General features: G+C 71.9%; 21 protein-coding genes. 12 read left to right on the top strand and 9 right to left on the bottom strand.

The features are described from left to right. The first annotated feature begins 17 nt into the window (after positions 1-17). Together SHK19_RS13160 and SHK19_RS13165 are read left to right on the top strand one after the other, a co-directional pair. Positions 18-479, top strand: coding sequence for a DUF3093 domain-containing protein (locus SHK19_RS13160; RefSeq protein WP_322455413.1), 462 nt, complete (start codon positions 18-20; stop codon positions 477-479). A gap of 20 nt (positions 480-499) precedes the next feature. Next, complete coding sequence (locus SHK19_RS13165; RefSeq protein WP_322936491.1) at positions 500-793, top strand: DUF4235 domain-containing protein; 294 nt, start codon at positions 500-502, stop codon at positions 791-793. Between the two features lie 103 nt (positions 794-896). Here the strand turns inward: SHK19_RS13165 and SHK19_RS13170 are convergent, their stop codons facing one another. The 3 genes from SHK19_RS13170 to SHK19_RS13180 all read right to left on the bottom strand — a co-directional run bounded on the left by SHK19_RS13170 (position 897) and on the right by SHK19_RS13180 (position 3,156). Then, a complete protein-coding gene (locus SHK19_RS13170) occupies positions 897-1,187 on the bottom strand; it encodes a DUF4193 domain-containing protein (RefSeq protein WP_109692743.1) in 291 nt (96 codons plus the stop codon). Between the two features lie 149 nt (positions 1,188-1,336). Next, entirely contained in the window at positions 1,337-2,149 is an 813-nt protein-coding gene (locus tag SHK19_RS13175; RefSeq protein ID WP_322455415.1) for an inositol monophosphatase family protein, read from the bottom strand. Beyond that, positions 2,146-3,156, bottom strand: a complete 1,011-nt coding sequence (locus tag SHK19_RS13180) for a ferrochelatase (RefSeq protein WP_322936494.1) — start codon at positions 3,154-3,156, stop codon at positions 2,146-2,148. The genes SHK19_RS13175 and SHK19_RS13180 overlap by 4 nt, the downstream gene beginning before the upstream one ends. A 32-nt stretch (positions 3,157-3,188) precedes the next feature. Between SHK19_RS13180 and SHK19_RS13185 the strand changes: the two genes are divergently transcribed. The 3 genes from SHK19_RS13185 (at position 3,189) to SHK19_RS13195 (ending at position 7,631) form a co-directional block, all read left to right on the top strand. Beyond that, on the top strand, positions 3,189-4,442 hold the full coding sequence (locus SHK19_RS13185; RefSeq protein WP_322455417.1) for an MFS transporter: 1,254 nt from the start codon (positions 3,189-3,191) through the stop codon (positions 4,440-4,442). 69 nt (positions 4,443-4,511) lie between these two features. After that, positions 4,512-5,402 carry a septation protein SepH gene (gene sepH / locus SHK19_RS13190; protein ID WP_322936495.1) on the top strand — a complete coding sequence of 297 codons (891 nt, stop codon included), beginning with the start codon at positions 4,512-4,514 and terminating at the stop codon, positions 5,400-5,402. 156 nt (positions 5,403-5,558) lie between these two features. After that, positions 5,559-7,631 (top strand): SDR family oxidoreductase, encoded by a 2,073-nt coding sequence (locus tag SHK19_RS13195; protein WP_322455419.1) that lies wholly within the window; start codon positions 5,559-5,561, stop codon positions 7,629-7,631. A 114-nt stretch (positions 7,632-7,745) separates the two neighbouring features. Here the strand turns inward: SHK19_RS13195 and SHK19_RS13200 are convergent, their stop codons facing one another. Together SHK19_RS13200 and SHK19_RS13205 are read right to left on the bottom strand one after the other, a co-directional pair. Continuing rightward, positions 7,746-8,564: a sulfurtransferase gene (locus tag SHK19_RS13200; protein WP_322936496.1), complete on the bottom strand. Its 819-nt coding sequence runs from the start codon at positions 8,562-8,564 to the stop codon at positions 7,746-7,748. Then, complete coding sequence (locus tag SHK19_RS13205) at positions 8,561-8,950, bottom strand: universal stress protein (protein WP_322455421.1); 390 nt, start codon at positions 8,948-8,950, stop codon at positions 8,561-8,563. The genes SHK19_RS13200 and SHK19_RS13205 overlap by 4 nt, the downstream gene beginning before the upstream one ends. A gap of 94 nt (positions 8,951-9,044) precedes the next feature. On the opposite strand from SHK19_RS13205, the gene SHK19_RS13210 reads away from it, so the two are divergent. Together SHK19_RS13210 and SHK19_RS13215 are read left to right on the top strand one after the other, a co-directional pair. Next, positions 9,045-9,452: a YciI family protein gene (locus tag SHK19_RS13210; protein WP_322936497.1), complete on the top strand. Its 408-nt coding sequence runs from the start codon at positions 9,045-9,047 to the stop codon at positions 9,450-9,452. 5 nt (positions 9,453-9,457) lie between these two features. Beyond that, entirely contained in the window at positions 9,458-10,615 is a 1,158-nt protein-coding gene (locus SHK19_RS13215; protein WP_322455609.1) for an RNA polymerase sigma factor, read from the top strand. Between the two features lie 7 nt (positions 10,616-10,622). Here SHK19_RS13215 and SHK19_RS13220 read toward each other — a convergent pair whose 3' ends face one another. Beyond that, positions 10,623-12,329 (bottom strand): branched-chain amino acid ABC transporter substrate-binding protein, encoded by a 1,707-nt coding sequence (locus SHK19_RS13220; protein WP_322936498.1) that lies wholly within the window; start codon positions 12,327-12,329, stop codon positions 10,623-10,625. Positions 12,330-12,464: 135 nt separating this feature from the next. Between SHK19_RS13220 and SHK19_RS13225 the strand changes: the two genes are divergently transcribed. Beyond that, positions 12,465-12,896, top strand: a complete 432-nt coding sequence (locus SHK19_RS13225; RefSeq protein ID WP_322455424.1) for a hypothetical protein — start codon at positions 12,465-12,467, stop codon at positions 12,894-12,896. Positions 12,897-12,920: 24 nt separating this feature from the next. On the opposite strand, the gene SHK19_RS13230 is transcribed toward SHK19_RS13225, so the two are convergent. Then, positions 12,921-14,381, bottom strand: coding sequence for a glutamate--cysteine ligase (locus SHK19_RS13230; protein ID WP_322455425.1), 1,461 nt, complete (start codon positions 14,379-14,381; stop codon positions 12,921-12,923). 20 nt (positions 14,382-14,401) lie between these two features. Beyond that, positions 14,402-15,394: a DUF4192 domain-containing protein gene (locus SHK19_RS13235; protein WP_322936499.1), complete on the bottom strand. Its 993-nt coding sequence runs from the start codon at positions 15,392-15,394 to the stop codon at positions 14,402-14,404. Between the two features lie 115 nt (positions 15,395-15,509). On the opposite strand from SHK19_RS13235, the gene SHK19_RS13240 reads away from it, so the two are divergent. From SHK19_RS13240 to SHK19_RS13250, 3 genes are all read left to right on the top strand, one after another. Continuing rightward, on the top strand, positions 15,510-16,883 hold the full coding sequence (locus SHK19_RS13240) for a DNA polymerase IV (RefSeq protein WP_322936500.1): 1,374 nt from the start codon (positions 15,510-15,512) through the stop codon (positions 16,881-16,883). Positions 16,884-17,353: 470 nt separating this feature from the next. Beyond that, on the top strand, positions 17,354-19,537 hold the full coding sequence (locus SHK19_RS13245; protein ID WP_322936501.1) for a S9 family peptidase: 2,184 nt from the start codon (positions 17,354-17,356) through the stop codon (positions 19,535-19,537). A gap of 173 nt (positions 19,538-19,710) precedes the next feature. Further along, on the top strand, positions 19,711-20,670 hold the full coding sequence (locus SHK19_RS13250) for a sigma-70 family RNA polymerase sigma factor (protein ID WP_322936502.1): 960 nt from the start codon (positions 19,711-19,713) through the stop codon (positions 20,668-20,670). Positions 20,671-20,807: 137 nt separating this feature from the next. Here SHK19_RS13250 and coaE read toward each other — a convergent pair whose 3' ends face one another. Next, positions 20,808-21,401 (bottom strand): dephospho-CoA kinase, encoded by a 594-nt coding sequence (gene coaE, locus SHK19_RS13255; protein ID WP_322455430.1) that lies wholly within the window; start codon positions 21,399-21,401, stop codon positions 20,808-20,810. 23 nt (positions 21,402-21,424) lie between these two features. Between coaE and SHK19_RS13260 the strand changes: the two genes are divergently transcribed. Next, positions 21,425-22,693, top strand: coding sequence for a class I adenylate-forming enzyme family protein (locus SHK19_RS13260; RefSeq protein ID WP_322936503.1), 1,269 nt, complete (start codon positions 21,425-21,427; stop codon positions 22,691-22,693). Positions 22,694-22,711 lie beyond the last annotated feature (18 nt).

Here is a 22,711-nt window from a genome sequence, read left to right on the forward strand (position 1 = left end):
ATGGGATCCTTCCTCCCGTGGCCAGGGTCCCGGAGTACGACGAGCGTCTCGCCGTACCGCTGCGTTGGTGGGCGCAGGGCACCATGCTGGTCGCCACCCTGTGGCTGACCGTCGTGGTCGCCGTCCCGGGGCCGACCGCGTGGGTGGTGACGGGCGTCGCGCTGGCGCTGCTGGCGCTCGCGCTCTTCTGGTACGGCGACGCCCGGGTGATCGTGCGCGACGGCTGGTTCCAGGCCGGCCGGGCCCGGATCGAGGCCGAGCACGTCGGCGAGGTCGCGGCCCTCGACGCCGAGCAGACCCGCCTCGTCGCCGGTCGCGACGCCGACGCGCGCGCCTATCTGTTGCTGCGCCCGTACCTGCACCGGGCGGTCAAGGTCGAGGTCGTCGACCCGGCCGACCCGACGCCGTACTGGCTGGTCAGCTCCCGCCACCCCGAGGCGCTGGCGGACGCCCTGACCGCCCTTCCCCGCTCCCGATAGGGACTCGATAGGCTCGACCCATGGCAAAGGGCGACGGTTCCAAGGTGTGGTCGATCTTCTCGCTGGCAGCGGCGCTCGGCGCCGCCGCGGCCACCCGGAAGGGCATCGACAAGTCCTGGCAGGTCAGCACCGGCAAGAAGCCGCCGGAGAACCCCGCCGACCCCGACATCGACCTCTGGGAGGCCGTGGCGTGGGCCGCGGTCACCGGCGCCGCCGTGTCGCTGGCCAGGATGTACGCCCAGCGCCGCGCCGCGAGCTACTACGTCAAATCGACCGGCAAGCTGCCCCCGCCGCTGCGGAAGGACGGGGAGTAGGGGTCTCGATACGCCCTCGCCTAGCGGCTCGGACTACTCGACCAACGAAGGTCGTTCGTTGGTCGAGTAGGCCGAGCGCTCTGCGCGAGGCCGTATCGAGACCTCAAGCACAGTCGCGGCAGATCATCTTCTTGGAGTCGGCCAGCTGTGAGCGGTGGTGCACCAGGAAGCAGCTCATGCAGGTGAACTCGTCCTCCTGCTTGGGCTTCACCTCGACGGCCAGCTCCTCGTGGGAGAGGTCGGCGCCGGGCAGCTCGAACGACTCCGCGGCCTCGGCCTCGTCCTCGTCGACCTTGCCGGAGTTCTTGTCGTGGCGGCGCGCCTTGAGCTCTTCGATGCTCTCTTCGGACTGCTCGTCCTCGTTCTTGCGCGGTGCGTCGTAATCGGTCGCCATGACGCTGCCTCCTCCTCGGTCGCCGTCGGTCGGTCCTCCCTGCCCCGGGACCTGCGATGTTCTGATCGGCGCGGCAGATTGTGCACTATCCCGAGGCCCAGCGATACCTCGGGTCCATGCGAGTCGTCGGAACAGCGCGGGAACGCAGGCTATTCCCTGGTGAAGCCCGCCTTCACGGCGAGGTCGACGAGCTCGTCGAACCCGTGATCCGGGCCACACACGACCAGGTCGGTGCCGCCGGCGCCGGGCAGCACCACGAGCCGCGCGCCGGCGAGCCGCGCGATGAGTCCGCCGGCGGCGTAGTCCCACAGGTTCACACCCTCCTCGACGTACCCGTCGAGGGCGCCCTCGGCCACGTGCGAGAGCTCGAGCGCACACGAGCCGTGCCGTCGGATGTCGCGCACGAACGGCAGCATCCGGGCCACCGCAGCGGCCTGGACGGCGCGCTTCTCGGCGCTGTAGGAGAAGCCGGTCGCGATCAGCCGCTGGCCGACCGGGGCCGGGCCGCGGACGGCCAACGCCCGGCCGTCCCGGGTCGCGGAGCCGCCGCCGGGCAGGGCGGGGTCGACGTAGCCGACGTACGCCCGGTCCTTGGCCGCGTCCAGGACCACGCCGGCGACGACGTCGCCGTCGACCTCGGCCGCGATCGAGACCGAGAACTCCGGCAGCCCGTAGAGGAAGTTCACGGTTCCGTCGATCGGGTCGACGATCCAGCGCACGCCGGTGGACCCGGTCACGTCGTCGCCCTCCTCGCCGAGCACCGAGTCGTCGGGCCGGGCGGCGAGCAGCCGGGACCGGATCAGCTCCTCGGCCGCCCGGTCGGCGAGGGTGACGACGTCCACGTCGCTGGACTTGGTGGCCTCGACATCCACGCCTCGGGCGCCGTGCTCGAGGATCAGCGCGGCGGCCTCGCGCGCGACCGGCAGCGCGAGCTCCGCGAGCTCCTGGGGGGAGCCGCTCATGCCTGGGTCCGCGGCAGGCAGCAGTGCTCCGGGCAGGCCTCGATCGGCTGGTCCAGCGCCAGCTCACGAAGCGCCGCCACGAACCGCGGGTCGTCGCCCGCGGTCCCGGCCCGGCGGGCCTCGATGCGCACCCGCTCCGCCGTGGCCAGCGCCTCGGTGTCGAGGTCGTAGATGACCTCCATGTGGTCGGAGACGAACCCGACCGGGACGAGGACGACCGCCCCCACGCCTTCGCCCGCGAGCTCCTCGAGCCGGTCGTTGACGTCGGGCTCCAGCCACGGGGTGCGGGGTGACCCGCTGCGGGAGCAGAAGGTCAGCTCGTGGCCGCGGGCGTGACCGGTGATCGCCGTCACCCGCTCGGCGACGGCAGCAGCGACGTCGAGGTGCTGGGCCAGGTAGGCGCCGCCGTCGGGGCCGCTCTCGTCGTTCATGGCGGTCGGGATCGAGTGGGTGACGAAGACCAGCCGGGCATCGTCCTGGAGCGCGGACGGAAGCGCCGCGAGCGCCTCGAGAGTCCGGTCCACGACGGCGGCGACGAACCCGGGATGGAACGCGAACCAGCGCACCTTGTCGATCCGCGGAGCGTCGGGAACGGCAGACACGGCCTCCTCGATGTCGTCGAGGTACTGCCGGCAGCTGGACCACGACGAGTACCCGCTCGTCGCCACGCAGGCGACGCGCCGCCTGCCGTCGGCGGCCATCTGCCGCACGGCGTCGACGAGGTAGGGCTCCCAGTTGCGATTGCCCCAGTAGACCGGGAGGTCGATGCCCGCGGCGGCGAGGTCGGCCTCGAGGGCCGCGATCAGCGCCTTGTTCTGGTCGTTGATCGGCGACCTGCCGCCGAACAGGAAGTAGTGCTGCCCGACCTCGGCGAGCCGATCCCGCGGAATGTCGCGACCGCGAGTGACGTTCTCGAGGAACGGCACGACGTCCTCCGGCCCCTCCGGCCCTCCGAAGCTGAGGAGCAGCAGGGCGTCGTACGGAACCGGCGTCCGGGGATTCGTCACCCGGCCATCGTAGGGAGGAGGATCAGAGGGCCATGCCCGCCGTGCTTTCTGGTGCCCTCGCTCCCTACCGTCACATCTTCACGCCGGCCACCTCCCTCTTCAGCCTCACCGGTCTGGTCGCCCGGCTGCCGATCTCGATGGTCGGCCTCGGCATCGTCCTGCTCGCCGAGCACGAGACCGGCTCCTACGCCTTCGCGGGTGCCGTCTCGGCCACGGCGCTGCTCGCCCAGGCGGGCTTCGCTGTGGTCCAGGGCCGACTGCTCGACCGGCTCGGCCAGTCCCGGGTGCTGCCGCTGCTGATCACCCTCTGGGGCGCCGGCCTGGCCGCCATGATGCTGTCGCTGAAGGCGGAGTGGCCGGTCGTGACGACCTACGTCCTCGCCGCCGTCGCCGGCGCCGCACTCCCGTCGGTCGGCACCTGCGTGCGAGCACGCTGGTCGCACTGCCTCAAGGACGACCCGAGCGGACTGCACACCGCCTTCTCGTTCGAGGCGGTCGCCGACGAGGCCGTGTACCTGCTCGGTCCGATCATCGTCACGATGCTGGCCACCGCCGTGGACCCCGTCGCCGGCCTCGGCGCGGCGCTCGCCTTCGGTCTCGTCGGCACCTTCGTCTTCGCCGGCCTCCGTTCCACGGAGCCGCCGGTCCACCCCGCGCCCACGGCCGGCACCCAGCGACCTGCGATGCCCTGGATCGCCGTCGGCGCCCTCAGCGTGCTGACGTTCGCGCTCGGCGTCCTGTTCGGCGCCGCCGAGGTCAGCACCGTCGCGTTCTCCGAGGAGGAGGGCCAGCAGGGCGCCGCTGGGTTCCTGCTCGCGATCTGGGCGCTCGGCAGCCTCGTCGCCGGCCTGATCTCCGGCGCGATCTCCTGGCGCCAGGGCCCGCTGGTCCGCATGCGGTGGGGCGCGCTCGGAATGGCGGCCGCGATGGCGCCGCTCGTGCTCGTGCCGTCGGTCCCGCTGATGGCGTTGGTGCTGCTGGTCGGCGGCTTCGCGATCTCACCGACGCTCATCGCCGCCATGTCCCTCGCCGAGCAGGTGCTGCCACCTGCCCGGCTCACCGAGGGCATGATGCTCCTCCAGACCGGCATCGCGCTCGGCCTGGCGCCCGGCGCGGCCCTCGCCGGTGTGGTGATCGAGGAGTCCGGTGCGTCGGCCGCCTACCTGGTCTCGTTCGGCGGCGGCGTGCTCGCGCTGGCGGCCGCTCTCGCCACCCGGTTGCCCCAGAAAAGTCGACAGATCGCCACGCCGGAAACGCAACCGGATCCTGACCGCTCCCGGGCGTAGTCTCGCCCCAACCGGAGTACATCACCCAGGAGCACGGCGGGCCCGGCGACGGGTCCGGAAGGACGGAGCATGGCGCACCTCGATCTTGCAGGAGTCAGCGCCGACGGCCGGCGCCTCCTCCTGGTGGGTCGGCAGGGCGAGGAGTTCACCCTCGAGATCTCGCCCGCCCTGCGTGCCGCGCTCCGCGGTGAGACCACCCGCATCGGCCAGTTGGAGATCCAGATGACGAGCACCCTCCGCCCCCGCGAGATCCAGACCCGGATCCGAGCAGGAGAGACGCCCGAGGAGGTCGCCGCAGCGGCGCAGACCACGGTCGAGGCGATCATGCCGTTCGTCGGACCGGTGCTGGGCGAGCGCGAGCACGTCGCGGAGCGCGCCCAGAAGTCGTCGCTGCGCCGACCGACCGGAGACGCCGGCTCCGGCACCCGGCTCCTCCGCGACGCCGTCAGCACCCACCTGTCCACCCAGCAGGCCAAGGCCGACGACATCTCCTGGGACGCGTTCCGTCGCGACGACGGCCGCTGGGAGATCGCCGGCACGTTCGAGACGGCACACCGGTCGGGGACGGCGCGGTTCACCTACGACGTCCCTGGCAACTACGTCACCACCGACAACGACGACGCCCGGTGGCTGGTCGGCGACCTGGTCGACGAGATGACCGAGGCCCAGCAGCTCGACGACCTCCAGCAGGCCCGTCAGCGCCGCCTGGCCGCGATCTCCTCCGACGAGCTGCCGCTCGGCGACGACGCGCTCGACCTGGTCGGTGGCGAGGCGGCGCCCCCGACCCACGACGACCCGCTGCGGGACACCTCGGCGGACGTCGCGCCCGACCCGGCGGCGGCGCCGGACGAGACCGCCCCGGTCGAGGCTCCCCACCACCGTCGTCCGGTGGCCAAGAAGCGCGGGCGGGCTTCGGTCCCGAGCTGGGACGAGATCATGTTCGGCGGCGGCGACCAGTAGTTCGAGTGAGTGACGCTGCGCGGCAGCGCAGCGTCACTGCTGCGAGAAGGTCGAGTAGCGCCGCGCGACTGAGCCTGCGAAGTCGCGCGCAGCGCGTATCGAGACCCGGTGAGATGACCACTGACCGTGGGGCAGGCATCGGCGTACCCTCCCCCCATGTCCTCCTTCGTGACCGGCGCCACCGGCTTCATCGGTCGTCATCTCGTCAGTGAACTCCTCGACCACCGTGACGGCCCGATCTTCGTGCTCGTCCGGCCGTCGTCGCTCTCCCGCATGGAGACGATGATCCAGCAGTGGACCCACGGAACGGGCTCCTCGCGGGTCGTCCCGGTCATCGGCGACCTCGGCGAGCCCGGGCTCGGCGTCGATCCCGAATGGATCGCAGAGAACGTCGGGAAGGTCGACCACTTCTTCCACCTCGCCGCGATCTACGACATGACGGCCGACGAGTCCACCAACGACGCGATGAACGTCCAGGGCACGCGTTACGCGCTCGAGCTCGCCGACGCGCTCCAGGTGGGCTGCTTCCACCAGGTGTCCTCGGTCGCCGCGGCGGGCGACTACCACGGCCGGTTCGACGAGACCATGTTCGACGAGGGGCAGCCGCTGCCGTCGCCGTACCACCGCACGAAGTACGAGTCGGAGAAGATCGTCCGCGAGGAGTCGACGGTGCCGTGGCGCGTCTACCGGCCCGCGATCGTGGTCGGCCACTCCGAGACCGGCGCGATGGACAAGATCGACGGTCCCTACTACTTCTTCCCGCTCATCAAGCGGATGCGCGACAGCCTGCCGTCCTGGCTCCCGCTCGTCGGCGTCGACATGGGTGACACCAACCTGGTGCCGGTCGACTACGTCGCCAAGGCCATGGACCACCTCGCGCACCTGCCCGACCGGGACGGAGAGGCCTTCCACCTGGTCAACCCCGAGCCGCAGCCGGTCGTCGAGATGATCAACGCCTTCTGCAACGCCGCAGGCGCGCCCAGGTTCGCCACCCCGATCGACCGGAACTCCGCCGGCGGGGCGACTCGCCTGCTCCCGAGGTCGCTGCGGCCCACGAGCCTGTTCAGCGCGGTGGTGCGCACGGCGCCGGCGCAGGTCGTGCTCGACCAGACCCTCGGCCGGCTCGGCATCCCCGCCGAGGTCGTCGGCCACACCTCGTTCTCCTCCGTCTTCGACTCCAAGGCCACCGAGAAAGCGCTCGCGGGCAGCGGGATCGCGGTCCCCGACCTCGAGACCTACGCGCGCACGCTGTGGGGCTACTGGGAGGAGAACCTCGACGAGACCACCGGCCGCGACAAGCGCAACCGCGCCGCACTCAGGGGCAAGCACGTCGTCATCACCGGCGCCTCCTCCGGCATCGGCAAGGTCACGGCGCTCAAGGTCGCCCAGGCCGGCGGCATCCCGGTGCTCGTCGCGCGCGGCAAGGACAAGCTCGAGGACACCAAGGCGACCATCGAGCTCCGCGGCGGTCAGGCCTACGTCTTCCCGTGCGACCTGTCCGACCTGGGTGCCATCGACGACCTCTGCCAGCGACTGTCCACCGAGCTGCCGTCGGTCGACTTCGTCGTCAACAACGCCGGGCGGTCGATCCGGCGCTCGCTGCGGCTGTCGCACGACCGGTTCCACGACTTCGAGCGCACCATGCAGCTCAACTACTTCGGCGCGATCCGGCTGCTCATCGGCCTGATGCCGAAGATGCACGAGCAGAAGTCCGGCCACATCGTCAACATCTCCTCGATCGGGGTCCAGACCAGCCCGCCGCGGTTCTCGGCGTACGTCGCCTCCAAGGCCGCGCTCGACGCCTGGAGCAACGTCGTCGCCTCCGAGGTCGTCGGCCACGGCATCACGTTCACCAACATCCACATGCCGCTGGTGCGGACGCCGATGATCGCGCCGACCAAGATGTACGACAAGTTCCCCACCCTCTCCCCCGCCCAGGCCGCCGACCTGGTGATCCGGGCGATGGTGGAGAAGCCGCACGAGATCAACACCCTCGCCGGCAACGCAGGGGCGGTCGCGCACACGCTCGCACCCAAGGCGGCGTTCCGGATCCTCAACCTCGCCTACCAGGTGTTCCCCGACAGCGCGGCGGCCAAGGGCAAGGCAGGACCGTCGCACGCCACCCCCGAGCCCGCTCCCGCGCCGCCCGAGGTGGTTGCCGCCGAGCCGGGCGGCCGGGAGTCCGAGCAGATGCTGATGGCCCGGCTGTTCCCCGGGGTGCACTGGTGAGACGCGCAGCGGACCGCGCGCCAGCGCGGGGTGCGTCGCGCGGCCAGGTCGAGTGCGCGTCCGAGTGAGCCTGCGAACCCGGAATCGCGTGTATCGAGACCCGGGTCAGCCCGCTCAGCCGGTCTCGACCGGACGGGCTGGATCGACGATCCACTCGCTCCAGCTGCCCGGGTAGAGGGCGGCCGGGACGCCGGCGATCTCGAGCGCGAGCACGTCGTGGGCCGCCGTCACGCCCGAGCCGCAGTAGGCCGCCACCGTCGCGCCCTCGGTCGCGCCGACCGCCGCGTAGGTCTCGCGGAGCTCTCCGGGAGGCCGGAACCGGCCGTCGACGGTGAGGTTGAGCGCCGTCGGCACGTTGACCGCGCCCGGTATCCGACCCGCCACCGGGTCGATGGGCTCGGTCTCGCCGCGATAGCGGACAGCGGTCCGGGCGTCCACGAGGACGTCCACGGAGCGCACGTCGGCCGCGGTCACGACCGGCATCGCGCCGGGCGCCGCGGTGAAGTCGCCGGTTCCGACAGATCCGCCGGTGCCGGTCTCGACCGGCAGCGCGGCCGCCGTCCAGGCCGACCAGCCGCCGTCGAACACCCGGACGTCCTCGTGACCGTGGTAGCGCAGCAGCCACCAGCAGCGGGCGGCGGCGTGGCCGGCCCAGTCGTCGTAGACGACCACGGGACGGTCACCGGACACACCGACGGCGCGCATCTCCGCCTCGAAGACCTCGGTCCGCGGCAGCGGGTGCCGTCCGCCGGCACCGGGCGCCCCGGCCAGGGCGGTGTCCATGTCGACGTACGACGCGCCCGGCAGGTGTCCCGCGGCGAACTCCTCGGGGCCCCAGGGCCCGCCGCCCGTCCGGTAGCGCACGTCGAGCACGGTGACGCTGCCGAGCAAACGGGCCAGCTCGTCGACGTCGACCAGCGGCCCGCCGCTCAATGCCGCCCCGTGCGCGGCTTGACGGTCAGCACCGGGCACGACGCGTCGAGCAGGACCCGCTGCGCGTTGGAGCCGAGGATCAGCTTGCCGACCGGCGACCGGCGCCGCAGACCGATCACGATCAGGTCGGCCGCGACCTCCTCGGCCAGGTCGACCAGCTGGTCGGACGCGTCGCGGCCGCGCTCCAGCACCCGCAGGTCGTGGTCCACCCCCGCGTCGGCGAGCACGCCCCGCACCTCGCGGAGGTACGCCGGCTCCACGTCGTGGTCGCTCAGGGCGTGCACCACGACCAGCCGCGCGCCACGACGCCGCGCCTCCTCGATCCCGGCCAGCAGGGCCGCTTCGCCCTCGGGCTTCGGTACGTACCCGGTCACCACCGTCGCCATGCCCGCCACCCTATGTCGAGAACGCGCGCGCGGCTCCGTCTCCTCCCCGACCGCGGCCACAATGGGTCGCACCACACCCTGAGGAGACATCACGATGGCCAAGTACCTGTTGCTGAAGCACTACCGGGGCGCACCGGAACCGGCGAACAACGTGCCGATGGACCAGTGGACGCCGGAGGAGATCTCGGACCACATCCAGTTCATGCGTGACTTCGCCTCTCGGGTCGAGACGACCGGCGAGTTCGTCGACGGGCAGGCACTCGCACCCGAGGGCGCCTGGGTCCGGTACGACGGCGAGGGTCGTCCGCCGGTCACCGACGGACCCTTTGCCGAGACCAAGGACCTGATCGCCGGGTGGTACGTGATCGACGTGGACAGCTACGACCGGGCGATCGAGCTCGCAGGCGAGCTGTCGGCCGCGCCCGGTGCCGGAGGGAAGCCGATCCACGAGTGGCTCGAGGTCCGGCCGTTCATGGCCGAGCCTCCCACCGTGACGGAGTGACCCGGATGGAGGCGGCGGTGGACGAGACCCTGCTGCGGTCCCTGACCCCTGCCGTCATCGGCATCCTCGTCCGCCGCGGAGCCGACTTCGCGGCGGCCGAGGACGCCGTCCAGGAGAGCCTGCTCGAGGCGCTGCGGGTGTGGCCGGAGAACCCTCCGCGCGACCCGAAGCCCTGGCTGGTGAAGGTGGCCTGGCGCAAGTTCATCGACGCCACCCGCGCGGACGCCTCTCGCCGGCGGCGGGAGGAGCGGCTCGAGGCCGAGCCGTCGCCCGGCGCCGGCGCGGCCCTCGACGACACGCTCCAGCTCTACTTCCTCTGCGCGCACCCGTCGCTGACGCCCGCCTCGGCGGTGGCGCTGACCCTGCGTGCCGTCGGCGGTCTGACGACCCGCCAGATCGCCGAGGCCTACCTCGTGCCCGAAACGACGATGGGCCAGCGGATCAGCCGCGCCAAGCGCACGGTCGCGGACGTCCGGTTCGACCAGACCGGTGACGTCGCCACCGTCGTCCGGGTCCTCTACCTGGTCTTCAACGAGGGCTACTCCGGCGACGTCGACCTCGCCGCCGAGGCGATCCGGCTGACGCGTCAGCTCGCGACCCTCTCCGACCACCCTGAGGTCGCCGGCCTGCTCGCCCTGATGCTGCTGCACCACGCCCGTCGTCCCGCACGGAAGCGGGCCGACGGCAGCCTGGTGCCGCTCGCCGAGCAGGACCGGAGCCGGTGGGACACCGGCCTCATCGCGGAGGGAGTGGAGATCCTGCAGCGGGCACTTGCCCGCGACCAGGTCGGGGAGTTCCAGGCGCAGGCCGCCATCGCGGCTCTTCACGCCGACGCCCAGCGCGCCGAAGAGACCGACTGGGTCCAGATCGTCGAGTGGTACGACGAGCTGGTGCGGGTGACGGACAGCCCGATCGCCCGTCTCAACCGGGCGGTCGCGGTCGGCGAGGCCGACGGTGCCCGGGCCGGTCTGGCGGCGCTGGCCCGGCTGGACCCCTCCCTCCCCCGCTACACCGCGGTCGCGGCGTACCTCCACGACCGCGACGGCGACCCGGTGACGGCCGCCCGCCTGTATGCGCAGGCGGCCCTGGTAGCGCCGAACCTGGCCGAGCGTGACCACCTCAACCGGCAGGCGGCGCGGATCAACGCGACGGCTCGCCGCTGAGCCGCGGTCAGCCCACCTTGCGGAACGGTGCCGCCTCGAGGTGGGCGAACTGGAAGACGTCGTCGGGGACGCCGGGCGCAGCGGGTGCGGCGTCGCTGCCGACGAGCGTGATCCGCAGCGTGTCGCCCTCGAGCGTGTAGCGGTACTCGTACGACGCGAGCCCGGTCTCCTCGAAGAGGATCCGGTCACCCTGGACGCTGAAGGTGCCCTCCTGTGCCGGCTCGGCGGGGCCGCCGTCGACGCTGACGAGTGCCTGCCACACGTCGCCGTGCAGCTCGAGGATGCTCGCGAGGTGCTGCTCGGCACCGTTGGCCTCGAAGACGAAGCGCGCCGCCTTGCGGCCCCACTCCTCGGCGACCATCGCCTCTGTGACCTCACCGCCCTGCCAGGTGCCCTCGATCGGGCTCGCCGCGCCCGGCTCCTCGGCCTCCGTGGTCTCCTCCGTGGGCGGCGCGGGTGGGTCGGTGATCTCCGGCCCGGTGGTGGGCTCGACCACGACCGGCTCGATGACGTGGTCGAAGGCCACGGCACCGTCGAGGACGGCGTACGCGCCGTACGCCGTCAACGTGGTGTCGCCGTAGTCGTCGATGTCGTAGGTACCGAGCACCGACTCGCGGTCCTTCGTGCCGAAGACCGCCTCCACGACGGCGGCGCGCCCGGCGTCGTCCGATCCGGCGTCGTCACCGGCACGATCGATGGCGTCGAGCACCAGGCTCATCGCCTCGTAGCCGTAGATGGCGTACGGCTCGGGGTCGTGTCCGTACACCTCGTGGAAGTCGCGGTAGAACCGCTGCCCGGCCGCCGGGAACTCCAGCTCGTCGAGCGTCGGGTTGGTGAGGAAGACCCGGTCCTCGACCTCCTCGTCGATCCCGTCGGTGAACGCCAGCTCGGCACATCCGTCGGGGAAGAACATCCGCAGCTCGGGCAGGGCCTGGCCCGCGTCGTTCGCGACCTGGGTGGCGCCGTCCATCGTGATACCGGCGAACAGGAGACAGTCCGGAGCCGCCGACCTCACCTGGCCGAACGACCCGGGCTCGTCCAGGGTGACCCGACCGACGACGTCCAGGCCGGCATCGGCGGCGCTGCGCTCCACGGCGTCGGCCAGCCCGAGACCGTAGGTCTCGTCGTGGTGGACGATGAACACCGTCGAGCACTCCCGCTCCCTCATCTCACCGACGAGCGCGCCCGCCTGCACGTGGTCCGCCGGGACCACGCGTGCGTAGGTCCGCTTCCCCGACGGGTAGTAGACGTCGGGCTCCCCGGGCTCCCCGCCGTCGCTGCGGGTCAAGCCCGCGTAGGTGTTGGAGGGCGAGACCTGCGCGATGCCGGCATCGTTGAGGATCGGGAGCGAGACCATCGTCGCATCGGAGTTGAAGTCACCGAGGTAGGCGACGGTGCTCGGGTCGTTCGCGGCCTCCCAGGCGTTGGCCGCGACCCGCTCGGGCGTCCAGGAGCCGACCTCCGGGTCGGCGTCGTCGAGCGACACGTACTTGATGTCGTAGCCACCCGCACGCCCCTCGCGCTCATCCAGGGCGAGCTCGAAAGCGCGCACGATGTCCTCGGACTGCGGACGGGAGTCGCCCTGCAGCGGGAGGCTCGAGTAGATGGTCAGCTCGCCGCGGCTCTCCGGACGGTCCGCGGACTCGTCCGTTCCGCACGCCGTGAGGACTCCGACCTGGACGATGCCGACGATGACGGCGATCCGCTTGTCCATCTGTCTTCCTGCCTCCTGGAGGCCTCCCCGGTTCGGAGGCTAGTCCTGAGCGGTGGGGGTCGTCGACCGTTCGTCGAAGGTGAGGCTTGTGGAGGAGCGCGGCGGGGACGGTCACGATCGGGCAGGCTGCCGCGCATGGGGTACGACGGCGCGGGTGGGCTCCGGGAGCCCGTCGACCGGACCGTGCAGCAGCTGCTGCGCCGGGCCGTCGTCGACCACGCTCTCGCGGAGCGCCGCCGGGAGTTCCCTCCGGCACTCAACGTCGGCGTGCCCGGCGTCCGCTCCCGACAGTTCGAGATCACGCCGCCGCTCGACCACGCGGTGCGCACCGACATCGTCGAGGCGATGCTCAGGCCTGCGGTCGAGAAAGGGGTGGTGCCCCTGCTGTGGCTCACCCGGCGCGGCGACACCGCCCCGCACGACGTCGACGGCGCCTGGTCAGCCGCGGTGCACGCCGCAGGGGGCGAGCTCGGGCTCGCGCTCGGCCTGGTGATCGTCACCCGGCGCAGCTGGCACGACCCGCGGACCGGCGTGTGTCGCACCTGGAAGCGGATCCGGGTGCGGTGACGCGCTTGCCTCTACGCCCGTCGTCTACCAGCGGTGGACGGGGACGTTGGCGTGCATCCCGTCGCGGTAGACGGCAAGGACCGACCGGATCGCGTCGTAGCGTTCCTCGTCCTCGCGCTCGGCCATCTGCCGGACGAACCACTCGGCTCCGTTGGTGTTGGTCAGGCAGCGGCCTTCGATGATCGCGAGGTAGTGCTCGGCCTCCGAGCGGTCGACGCCCCAGGCAGCCAGCCCTTCGTAAGCCATCGGCAGCAACCGGCGCAGCACCAGCTCGGTCGCGCGCACCCGGCCGACGCCCGGCCAGTAGATCTCGGCCTCGATCCCGTCGCGGGCCGCGACGTGGAAGTTCTCCTCCGCCGCGCTGAACGACATCTGCGACCACAGCGGGCGTTGGCTCTCGGCGAGGGTGCGCACCAGCCCGAAGTAGAACGCGGCGTTGGCGACGATGTCGGCGACGGTCGGTCCGGCCGCGAGCGCGCGGTTCTCGACGCGGAGGTGCGGCCTCCCGCCGGCGATGTCGTAGACCGGACGGTTCCACCGGTAGATGGTGCCGTTGTGGAGCCGCAGCTCCGAGAGGTTCGGCGTGCCACCTGCCTCGAGGACCGTCAGCGGGTCCTCGTCGTCGGTCACCGGCAGCAACGCCGGGAAGTAGCGGACGTTCTCCTCGAACAGGTCGAAGACCGACGTGATCCAGCGCTCCCCGAACCACACCCGCGGCCGCACGCCCTGGGCCTTGAGCTCCTCGCTGCGGGTGTCGGTGGCCTGCTCGAAGAGGGGGATGCGGGTCTCCCGCCACAGCTGCTTGCCGAGGAGGTACGGCGAGTTCGCCGCGAGGGCGACCTGCACACCGGCGATCGCCTGCGATGCGTTCCAATAGGCGGCGAAGCGATCCGGCGGGGTCTGGACGTGGAACTGAGTGCTCGTGCACGCGGCCTCGGGGAGGATCGAGTCGGCCGTGGTGCGGAGCAGGTCGGCGCCGCGGATCTCGATGGTGATGTCCTCGCCCCGGGCGGCCAGCACCTGCTCGCTCAGGAGGCGGTAGCGCGGGTTGCTGCTGATGGCGTCGATCGAGAGGTGTTCGTCGGTCAGGGTGGGCAGGATGCCGATCATGACGATCTCGGCCCCGACGTCGGCCGTGCGCCGCTCCGCCTCGTTGAGGCTTCGTCGCAGTCCCTCCTCGAACCCGGTCAGCCCGCCACCGCGCAACGTCGCGGGCGCCGAGTTCATCTCGATGTTGAACTGACCGAGCTCGGTCTGGAAGTCCGGGTTGGCGATCACCTCCAGCGCCTCCGCGTTGCGGAGCGCGGGGTCGCCGACCTTGTCGACCAGGTTGAGCTCGACCTCGAGCCCGGTCATCGGATCGTCGGTGTCGAACGCCGCTTCGCGCAGCATCCGCGCGAACACGTCGAGGCATCGACGGACCTTCACGCGGTGCCGGGTCCGGTCCGCGCCGGTGAACTCCTGTGCGTCGACCTCCTCGCCCATGGAGCGACAGTAGCCATCTTTCAGGCGGGCAACCCCTCGTCCCACGCGAAGTCCGCCTCGACCGCGCCGGGCGGCACCGCCTGGTCGAGGCAGTGGGCGAGGATCGCGGCGACGCCGTAGGCCGGATCGACCTCGCGACAACGGTCGATCGCGATCCACGCCAGCGCACCGTGCCCGGCCTGCCACGCGGCCCAGCCGAGCAGCGCCGCCGGTGCCGGCACCAGCGGCTCGGGGGTCCGCCGCACCGCCTCTGCCCAGAACGCCTGGTGCCGGTCGGCGACCGGTCGTCGGATCAGTGCCCAGGCGGCGTCGCGGACCCGGACGTCCTGCATGCACCAGCCGATCCTGGCCAGTTCATCGTCGCTCGCGACGGCTCCGCGGGCGGTGTGGTCTCCGACGACCCGCTGCAGCCAGTCTCCCCAGCGGCGGCGGTCGGTGCCGGAGTGCGGCGGCTGCGCCGCGTCGAGGCCGGCCCGGGCGAGCGCCGCCTGGACCGCACGCTGGGCGTCGCGGTCGGGCGCGACGGTCGCGACCACCGTGTCGCGGTCCTTCTCGACCACGATCCCGTGCAGCACGGCCTGGGCCGCGAACGGGTGGCCCGCGACGTCGTAGCTGATCCCCACCTCCCGGAGGTCCTTGTCGCCGAACAGGGGGTAGTAGCGCCGGCCGTCGACGCGGACCGCATCGACGATCCGCAGGCGTGCGCGCTCGCAGCCGTGCCGGAGCGCGGTCCAGACCCGCCCCACGACCCGCTCGTCGTCGCTGTAGAAGAGGAAGACGACGCGCCGGACGCCGTTGCGCCGGGCGGGACCGATCAGCTTCTGGGCGACGTCGGTGGCGGCGGTCCGCGGGTCGGCACGGGTGGGCAGGCTGGTGCGTGCGTGGAAGACGTGCTCTCCCCCGGCGGTGATCATGACGACCGAGTCCGCCGGTCGGAACCCGAGAACGACGGGCGCCGCGGCGATCAGGTCTTCGGTGCAACGGACGTGAAGGGTCATCGGGGTCGAGGTCATGGCACCACCGTCGGGCGCGGTCCCGACGGCCGGGATCCCCGCGGCCGCCGCCTGTGGACAGCGCGTGTCGCGCACAGGTGCCGGGACGGTAGCCGGCCCGTCGTACGGTTCCAACGTGCGCGCCCAGGCATCGGTCCTCCACCTGGACCTCGACGCGTTCTTCGCGGCGGTTGAACAGCGCGACAAGCCCTCGCTGCGCGGCAAGCCGGTCGTGGTCGGCGGGATCGGCGGCCGGGGCGTGGTGTCCACCGCCTCCTACGAGGCCAGGGCGTACGGCGTGCGCTCCGCGATGTCGACGCGGGAGGCCCGCGCCCGGTGTCCTCATGCGGCGTACCTGTCGGGTCGGTTCGACGCCTACCGGGCGACCAGTGCGGCGGTGCTGGGCCTGCTGCGCTCCTGCTCGCCGCTCGTCGAGCCGCTCTCGCTCGACGAGGCGTTCGTCGACCTGGCGCAGGCCCGGCTGGCGGACCTCGACGTGGCGACGGTGACGGCCTTCGCCGAGGAGCTGCGCGCCAGCGTGCGGGAGGTCACCGGTGGCCTGACGGCGTCGGTGGGCGTGGCCAGCTCGAAGTTCGTGGCCAAGGTCGCCAGCGACCTGGAGAAGCCGGACGGGCTCGTGGTGGTGCCGCCCGGCACCGAGCAGGACCTGCTCCGGCCGATGCACGTGTCGGTGATCCCGGGCGTCGGCCCGGCCACCGTCGAGCGACTTCGCCGGGTCGGCGTGCACACGATCGCCGACCTGCAGCAGATCAGCGAGGACGAGCTGGTGCGGATGCTGGGGAAGGCGCACGGCCACCTGCTCCACGACCTCGCCTTCGCCCGGGACGACCGGCAGGTCGAGGCCCAGCGGGAGACCAAGTCGGTCAGCGTCGAGGGCACCTACGAGCAGGACCTCACCGACCGCAAGCTGATGGAGAGCCTGCTGACCCGGCAGGCCGCGGACGTGGCCCGGCGGCTGCGCAAGAACGGCATGTCCGGCCGCACGGTCACGATCAAGGTGCGGCTCTACGACTTCACGACCCTCAACCGGTCGGCCACCCTCCCGTCTCCGACGGACGACGAGGCCGTCGTCGCGCGGCTGGCCCGCCGCCTGCTCGAGGACCTCGACACGTCCGGGGGCGTCCGACTCCTCGGCGTCGGCGTCTCGGGACTCGCCGACTGGGTCCAGGAGGAGCTCTTCGGCCACGAGGACGACGATCCCGAGGCCGACGCCATCGCGGAACCCCCGGCGCCCGACCGGGCCGGAGCCGCCGTACCCCCGCCCGCGGACCCGCCCGCCGACCCGACCGGCGGCTACCGGCCCGGCATGGACGTCGTCCACGACGAGCACGGCCGCGGCTGGGTCTGGGGCTCCGGCAAGGGCGTCGTGACCGTGCGGTTCGAGACGGCCGAGACGCCGGTCGGCCCGGTCCGCTCCTTCGCCGTCGGCGACCCCGCCCTGACCCGCTGGCAGCATCCCCCGCCCGACGAGATGCCGACCGATCCGTAATCCGCCCGCAAAGCGCCCGTCGCACTCCCGTCACCCGCGGGCAGTAGCGTGCGGTGTGCGACACGCTCGCACAGGCAAAACTAGGTGAGGGCCTCTTGATGGTATGAGCATCAGGAGGCCCTCGGCTTGATCGGCTGCGGTGGCCCCGATCGACCCGGACTTCCGAACTCTCCGCCGGACCCGCCACCGTGGCCGACGCCCGCAGGTTGCCCCGCAGGTAAGAGAGGACTTCCGTCCGACTCCCCGATCCTTCTCGCCTGGCCCGGAGGCCCTGCGATCCGTTTCGGTAGGGAGAGTTCTACGCTGCGCCGGAGCGCCCGCACAACCCCTTTCTCGGAAGATTTTCGACATTCTTCGAGTCCCACAGGCTCCTCCACAGGAGCGGCGTACTTCCTCCACAGAATCTGCTCGCACTCCACAGGAATCCGCCGGTGCCTGTGGATCCCCGCTCGCCGGATACGGTGACCGACGTGTCCGCACTCCCCACCGATTCGTCGGCCCCGATCGCCGCTCGCCGGCCGGTGACCGCCACCCACCACGGCCGGTCTCGCACCGACGACTACGAATGGCTCCGGGCCAAGGACGACCCCGAGGTGATCGCGTACCTCGAGGCCGAGAACGAGCACACCCGGACCCGCACCGCACACCTGGCGGGCCTTCGGCAGCAGATCTTCGACGAGATCAAGTCCCGCACCCTCGAGACCGACCTGTCGGTGCCCACCCGGGTCCGCGGGTACTGGTACTACGGACGCTCGTTCGAGGGCCGGCAGTACGGCGCCAGCTGCCGGGTGCCGGTCGTGGACCCCGCCAGCTGGGCTCCCCCGCGCCCCGCCGAGGCCGCGCGGCCGGACGAGCCGGCGCTGCCGGGCGAGCAGCTGCTGCTCGACCTCGACGCGTTGGCGGAGGGCCACGAGTTCTTCTCCCTCGGCGGCTCCTCGATCAGTCCCGACGACCGGCTCCTGGCCTACTCGACCGACGTCGTGGGCGACGAGCGCTACACCGTGCGGGTCAAGGACCTCGCGTCGGGCGACCTGCTCGAGGACCAGCTGACCGGAGTGCTGGGCGGTGTCACCTGGGGCGCGACCCCCGACCACTTCTACTACTCGACCGTCGACGAGACCTGGCGGGCCGACAAGGTGTGGCGCCACCGTCTCGGCACCGACCAGGCCGCCGACGACCTGGTCTTCCACGAGCCGGACGGCAGGTTCTGGGTGGGCGTCGGCCGCACCCGCAGCCGGCGCTACGTCGTCGTGGCCACCTCCGCCAAGAACACCTCCGAGTACCACGTCCTCGACGCGGCGGACCCGACCGCGGAGCCGTGGTGCTTCGCCGAGCGCGAGGAGGGCGTCGAGTACGCCCTCGAGCATGCCGTCATCGCGGGCGAGGACACCTTCCTGGTCCTCCACAACGCGACCGGCCCGGAGTTCGAGCTCGCCACCGCTCCTCCGCGGCCCACCAGCCGCTCCGAGTGGGTACCGCTGCTGGCCCACGACCTCGAGGTCCGGCTCGAGGACGTCGACGCCTACGCCGGCCACCTGGTCGTCCAGCAACGCAGCGGCGGCCTGCCCCGGGTCAGGATCCTCGACCTCGGGCCGGACGGCATCGCCGACGACTGGCTGGTGGAGTTCCCCGGTGAGCTCGCGACGTCGGGCGCGGGCAGCAACCCGTCGTTCGAGCAGCCGACGGTGCGGGTCGGCATGACGAGCATGGTCCAGCCCGCCTCGGTCTACGACCTCGACGTCCGCACCCGCGAGCGCACGCTGCTGAAGCAGGCACCGGTCCTCGGCGGCTATCAGCCGGCCGACTACGAGGAGCACCGGCTGTGGGCGACCGCGCCCGACGGCGCACAGGTCCCGATCTCGCTCGTCGTCCGCTCCGACGCCCGCGGTGCTGGTAGCTCGGGGGGCACGGCACCCGTGCCCCTGCTCCTCTACGGCTACGGCGCCTACGAGGCGTCAATCGACCCCTACTTCTCGGTCGCGCGGCTCTCCCTGCTCGACCGCGGGGCCGGTTTCGCGATCGCGCACGTCCGCGGCGGCGGCGAGCTGGGCCGGCACTGGTACGACGACGGCAAGCTCGAGCGCAAGCAGCACACCTTCGACGACTTCGTCGCGTGTGCGCGCCACCTGGTCGCGACCGGGTGGACCACTCCCGATGTGCTGGTCGCCGAGGGCGCGAGCGCCGGCGGACTGCTGATGGGCGCGATCGCCAACCAGGCACCGGAGGCTTTCGGCGGCATCGTCGCGGGGGTGCCCTTCGTCGACACCCTCACCTCGATGCTCGACTCCAGCCTCCCGCTCACGGTCACCGAGTACGACGAGTGGGGCAATCCCGAGGCCGACCCGGTCGCCTACGACCTGATCGCGTCCTACTCGCCCTACGACAACGTCGCCGACCTGCCCTACCCGCCGATCCTCGCCGAGACGTCCCTCAACGACACCCGGGTGCTCTACGTCGAGCCGGCGAAGTGGATGGCCCGGCTCCGAGCGACCGCGCCGGACGCCGACGTGCTGCTGCGCACCGAGATGGCCGCCGGCCACGGCGGCGTGTCCGGCCGGTACCGCGCGTGGCACGACCGGGCGTTCACCCTCGCCTGGATCCTCGACCGGATGGGCATCTCAGGCGTGGGTACCCCACCGTCACCTCAGGGTTGATCACTGAGAAGTCCCTGAGAGTTGCGGATTGCGGCAACTCTCCGGCCCGCTGACACGTCTGAGGAGTCGAGAGCACTCTTCGGGCGGCCCCCCAGGGAACACGGCAATCCGGAGATGCGTTGGAGACGAAGTACAGGCGTTGGGACAGCGTCGGTACGCGAAGGAGGGTCGCGATGGCAACAGCAGTGGTCACCAAGCGCGGAGGCCGGGAGATCGAGGGCCGCGACAGCGTCGGGCTGTACCTCGACGAGATCGCGCGCACCCCCCTGCTCGACGCCGCCCGCGAGGTCGAGCTCGCGAAGACCATCGAGGCCGGTCTGTTCGCCCAGCACCTGCTCGACCAGGGCCGCATCGCCCGGGCCAAGGGCGGAGCGCCCAAGCGCGCCACCCAGGAGGAGCTCGAGTGGCTGGCCGAGGAGGGTCGCAAGGCGACGACCGAGTTCATCAACGCCAACCTGCGGCTGGTCGTCTCGATCGCTCGCAAGTACGGCCGCGCTCAGATGCCGATGCTCGACCTGATCCAGGAGGGCAACACCGGCCTGATCCGCGCCGTCGAGAAGTTCGACTACGCGAAGGGCTACAAGTTCTCGACCTACGCGACCTGGTGGGTCCGGCAGGCGATCACCCGCGGCATCGCGCAGCAGGCGCGCGTCGTACGGCTCCCGGTGCACGTCGTCGAGGAGCTCAACCAGGTCGGCGGCGCCCGCCGCACCCTCGAGCGTCAGCTGGGTCGCGACCCGGAGCCCAGGGAGATCGCGGTCGAGCTCGGCATGGACCTCGACCGGGTCCTCGACCTGATGTCGTGGGGCCGCGAGCACGTCAGCCTCGACACGCCCGTCGACGAGGACGGCGACACCTCGCTCGGTGACCTGATGGCGCAGGAGACCTCCCCCAGCCCCGACCTCACGGTCCTCGACACCGAGGCCCGCGACCGGCTCAACCGGCTGGTGGGGCAGCTCGACGAGCGGGCCGCCGACATCATCCGGTCTCGCTACGGACTGGTCGACGGCCGCCAGCACAAGCTCGCCGACATCGGCGCCAAGCACGGCATCTCCGCCGAGCGGGTCCGCCAGCTGGAGCGCGAGGCGCTCCAGAAGCTGCGCCGGCTGGGCGACCCCGACCTCGCGGCCTGACGGCAAACTGCTGGCCGCAACCAGAGGCGGCGGCGAGCGAAGCGAGCCACGGCGCAGCAGCCGACCCGGCGGAAACTTCGCCCTCGCGAGCGAAGCGAGCCGCCTCGAAGCTTGCGCCGTGTCGGCGGGCGCCAGTCTCAAGCGCGCTCGCGCGTGAGCTCCGCGTGAACCTCGCGCACCCGCGCCCGCAGCTCCTCCAGCGTCCCCGTGTTGTCGATGACGTACGTCGCAACGGCCCGCCGGTCCTCCCGGCTGGCCTGAGCGGCGATCCGGGCCTCGGCCTCCTCGCGGGTCCAGCCGCGGTCGCGGACCATCCGCTCGACCTGGACCTCCGTCGGGACGTCGACCACGATCACCGCGTCGAAGGTCTCCGCCCGCCCGGACTCGGCGAGCAGCGGAATGTCGTGGACGACGAGGTCGGCGCCGCTCGCGGCCTCCTCGAGCGCGACGATCCGCTCGAACACGAGCGGGTGCACGATCGACTCCAGCACCCGCCGGCGGTCCTCGTCCGCGAACACGATCGACCCGAGCTCGGCCCGGTCCAGGTCGCCGTCCGCCGTGAGCACCTCCGGCCCGAACGCCTCGACCACCTGGTCCAGGCCGGGCGTTCCCTTCTCGACCACCTCGCGCGCCAGCTGGTCGGCGTCGATCACCACCGCGCCGAGCTCCCGCAGGATGTCCGACACCGAGCTCTTCCCCGAGGCGACACCCCCGGTCAGTCCGACGCGCACATCCGGACCCTACTGTGATCCGCATGAGGAGTGGTGCTGTCCTCGAGGGTGACCGCGTGGCCCTCCTGGTCCGGGGATCTCAGGCGTACCTCGACGTCGTGGTCCGCCTGCTGACCGCCGGCGTCTTCCCGATCCCGCTCGACCCGCGTCTCACCACGACCGAGCGGCAGCGGATCCTGTCCGGGCTCGACCCGACCCTGGTCATCGAGGACGAGCGGGCGCTGGCGGATCTCGCCGCGACCCTCCCGGCGCCCGGACTCCCCCGCGGCCGGCCGATGCACTGCACCAGCGGGACGACCGGCACGCCCAAGGGGGTGTGGTCGGGTCTCCTCGACGAGCACGCGGCGACCGCGCTCGTCGAGGAGGAGCGCGAGCTGTGGGGCTTCCGGCCCGGGGACGTCAACCTGGTGCTGGGCCCGCTCTACCACTCCGCGCCGCTCCGCTTCGCAATGGGCACGGCGCTGGCCGGCGGCCGGGTCGTGATGCCGGGTCCCTTCGATCCGGAGACGGTGACGGCGGCGATCGAGAGCGAGCGGCCGACGACGATGTTCTGCGTACCGACGCACCTCCAGCGCCTCTTCGCCCACTGGGACGCCCTGATCGAGTCCGGGGGGAGCCCGCCCGACCTGTCGTCGTTCCGGCTGGTCGCCCACGCCGGCGCGCCGTGCCCGAGCGACGTGAAGCGACGGCTGATCGAGCGGTTCCCTCCCGGGTCGACGTGGGAGTTCTACGGCTCGACCGAAGGACAGTTCACCGCCTGCCGCAGCGAGGATTGGCTCGACCGGCCTGGCACCGTCGGGCGCGCCCGGCCGGGACGGCGGCTGACCGCGGACCCGGACGGGACGCTGTGGTGCGTCGTCCCGGAGCACGCCCGGTTCACCTACTACGGCGACCCCGAGCGGACGGCTGCCGCGTGGCGGGACACCGAGGAAGGGCCGGCGTTCACCGTCGGCGACCACGGGCGGATCGACGCCGACGGCTACGTCTACCTCGACGGGCGGAGGGAGGACCTCATCATCAGCGGGGGCGTCAACGTCTACCCGGCCGAGGTGGAGCAGGTGCTGGGCGCGTGCCCGGGGGTCGTCGAGATCGCGGTCTACGGCGTGCCCGACCCGGAATGGGGACAGCGCGTCTGCGCTGCGGTCGTGGGCGAGGTCGACGAGAGCGCGCTGACGTCGTACGCCCGGAGCCGTCTGGCACCGCCGAAGCGACCGAAGACCTACGTCTTCCATGACGCGCTGCCCCGCACGCTCACCGGGAAGGTGCGCCGCACGGAGCTCACGGCCGGATAGAGCTAGCCCGGGAGATGG

The organism is Nocardioides bizhenqiangii (genome assembly GCF_034661235.1).
GTDB lineage: Bacteria > Actinomycetota > Actinomycetes > Propionibacteriales > Nocardioidaceae > Nocardioides > Nocardioides bizhenqiangii.

Bases quoted from the DNA above. Each gene is read 5' to 3' on its own strand.
- SHK19_RS13165 (WP_322936491.1), top strand. From the start codon at position 500: ATGGCAAAGGGCGACGGTTCCAAGGTGTGGTCGATCTTCTCGCTGGCA.
- SHK19_RS13170 (WP_109692743.1), bottom strand. From the start codon at position 1,187: ATGGCGACCGATTACGACGCACCGCGCAAGAACGAGGACGAGCAGTCC.
- SHK19_RS13175 (WP_322455415.1), bottom strand. From the start codon at position 2,149: ATGAGCGGCTCCCCCCAGGAGCTCGCGGAGCTCGCGCTGCCGGTCGCG.
- SHK19_RS13185 (WP_322455417.1), top strand. From the start codon at position 3,189: ATGCCCGCCGTGCTTTCTGGTGCCCTCGCTCCCTACCGTCACATCTTC.
- sepH (WP_322936495.1), top strand. From the start codon at position 4,512: ATGGCGCACCTCGATCTTGCAGGAGTCAGCGCCGACGGCCGGCGCCTC.
- SHK19_RS13195 (WP_322455419.1), top strand. From the start codon at position 5,559: ATGTCCTCCTTCGTGACCGGCGCCACCGGCTTCATCGGTCGTCATCTC.
- SHK19_RS13205 (WP_322455421.1), bottom strand. From the start codon at position 8,950: ATGGCGACGGTGGTGACCGGGTACGTACCGAAGCCCGAGGGCGAAGCG.
- SHK19_RS13210 (WP_322936497.1), top strand. From the start codon at position 9,045: ATGGCCAAGTACCTGTTGCTGAAGCACTACCGGGGCGCACCGGAACCG.
- SHK19_RS13215 (WP_322455609.1), top strand. From the start codon at position 9,458: ATGGAGGCGGCGGTGGACGAGACCCTGCTGCGGTCCCTGACCCCTGCC.
- SHK19_RS13220 (WP_322936498.1), bottom strand. From the start codon at position 12,329: ATGGACAAGCGGATCGCCGTCATCGTCGGCATCGTCCAGGTCGGAGTC.
- SHK19_RS13225 (WP_322455424.1), top strand. From the start codon at position 12,465: ATGGGGTACGACGGCGCGGGTGGGCTCCGGGAGCCCGTCGACCGGACC.
- SHK19_RS13230 (WP_322455425.1), bottom strand. From the start codon at position 14,381: ATGGGCGAGGAGGTCGACGCACAGGAGTTCACCGGCGCGGACCGGACC.
- SHK19_RS13235 (WP_322936499.1), bottom strand. From the start codon at position 15,394: ATGACCTCGACCCCGATGACCCTTCACGTCCGTTGCACCGAAGACCTG.
- SHK19_RS13250 (WP_322936502.1), top strand. From the start codon at position 19,711: ATGGCAACAGCAGTGGTCACCAAGCGCGGAGGCCGGGAGATCGAGGGC.
- SHK19_RS13260 (WP_322936503.1), top strand. From the start codon at position 21,425: ATGAGGAGTGGTGCTGTCCTCGAGGGTGACCGCGTGGCCCTCCTGGTC.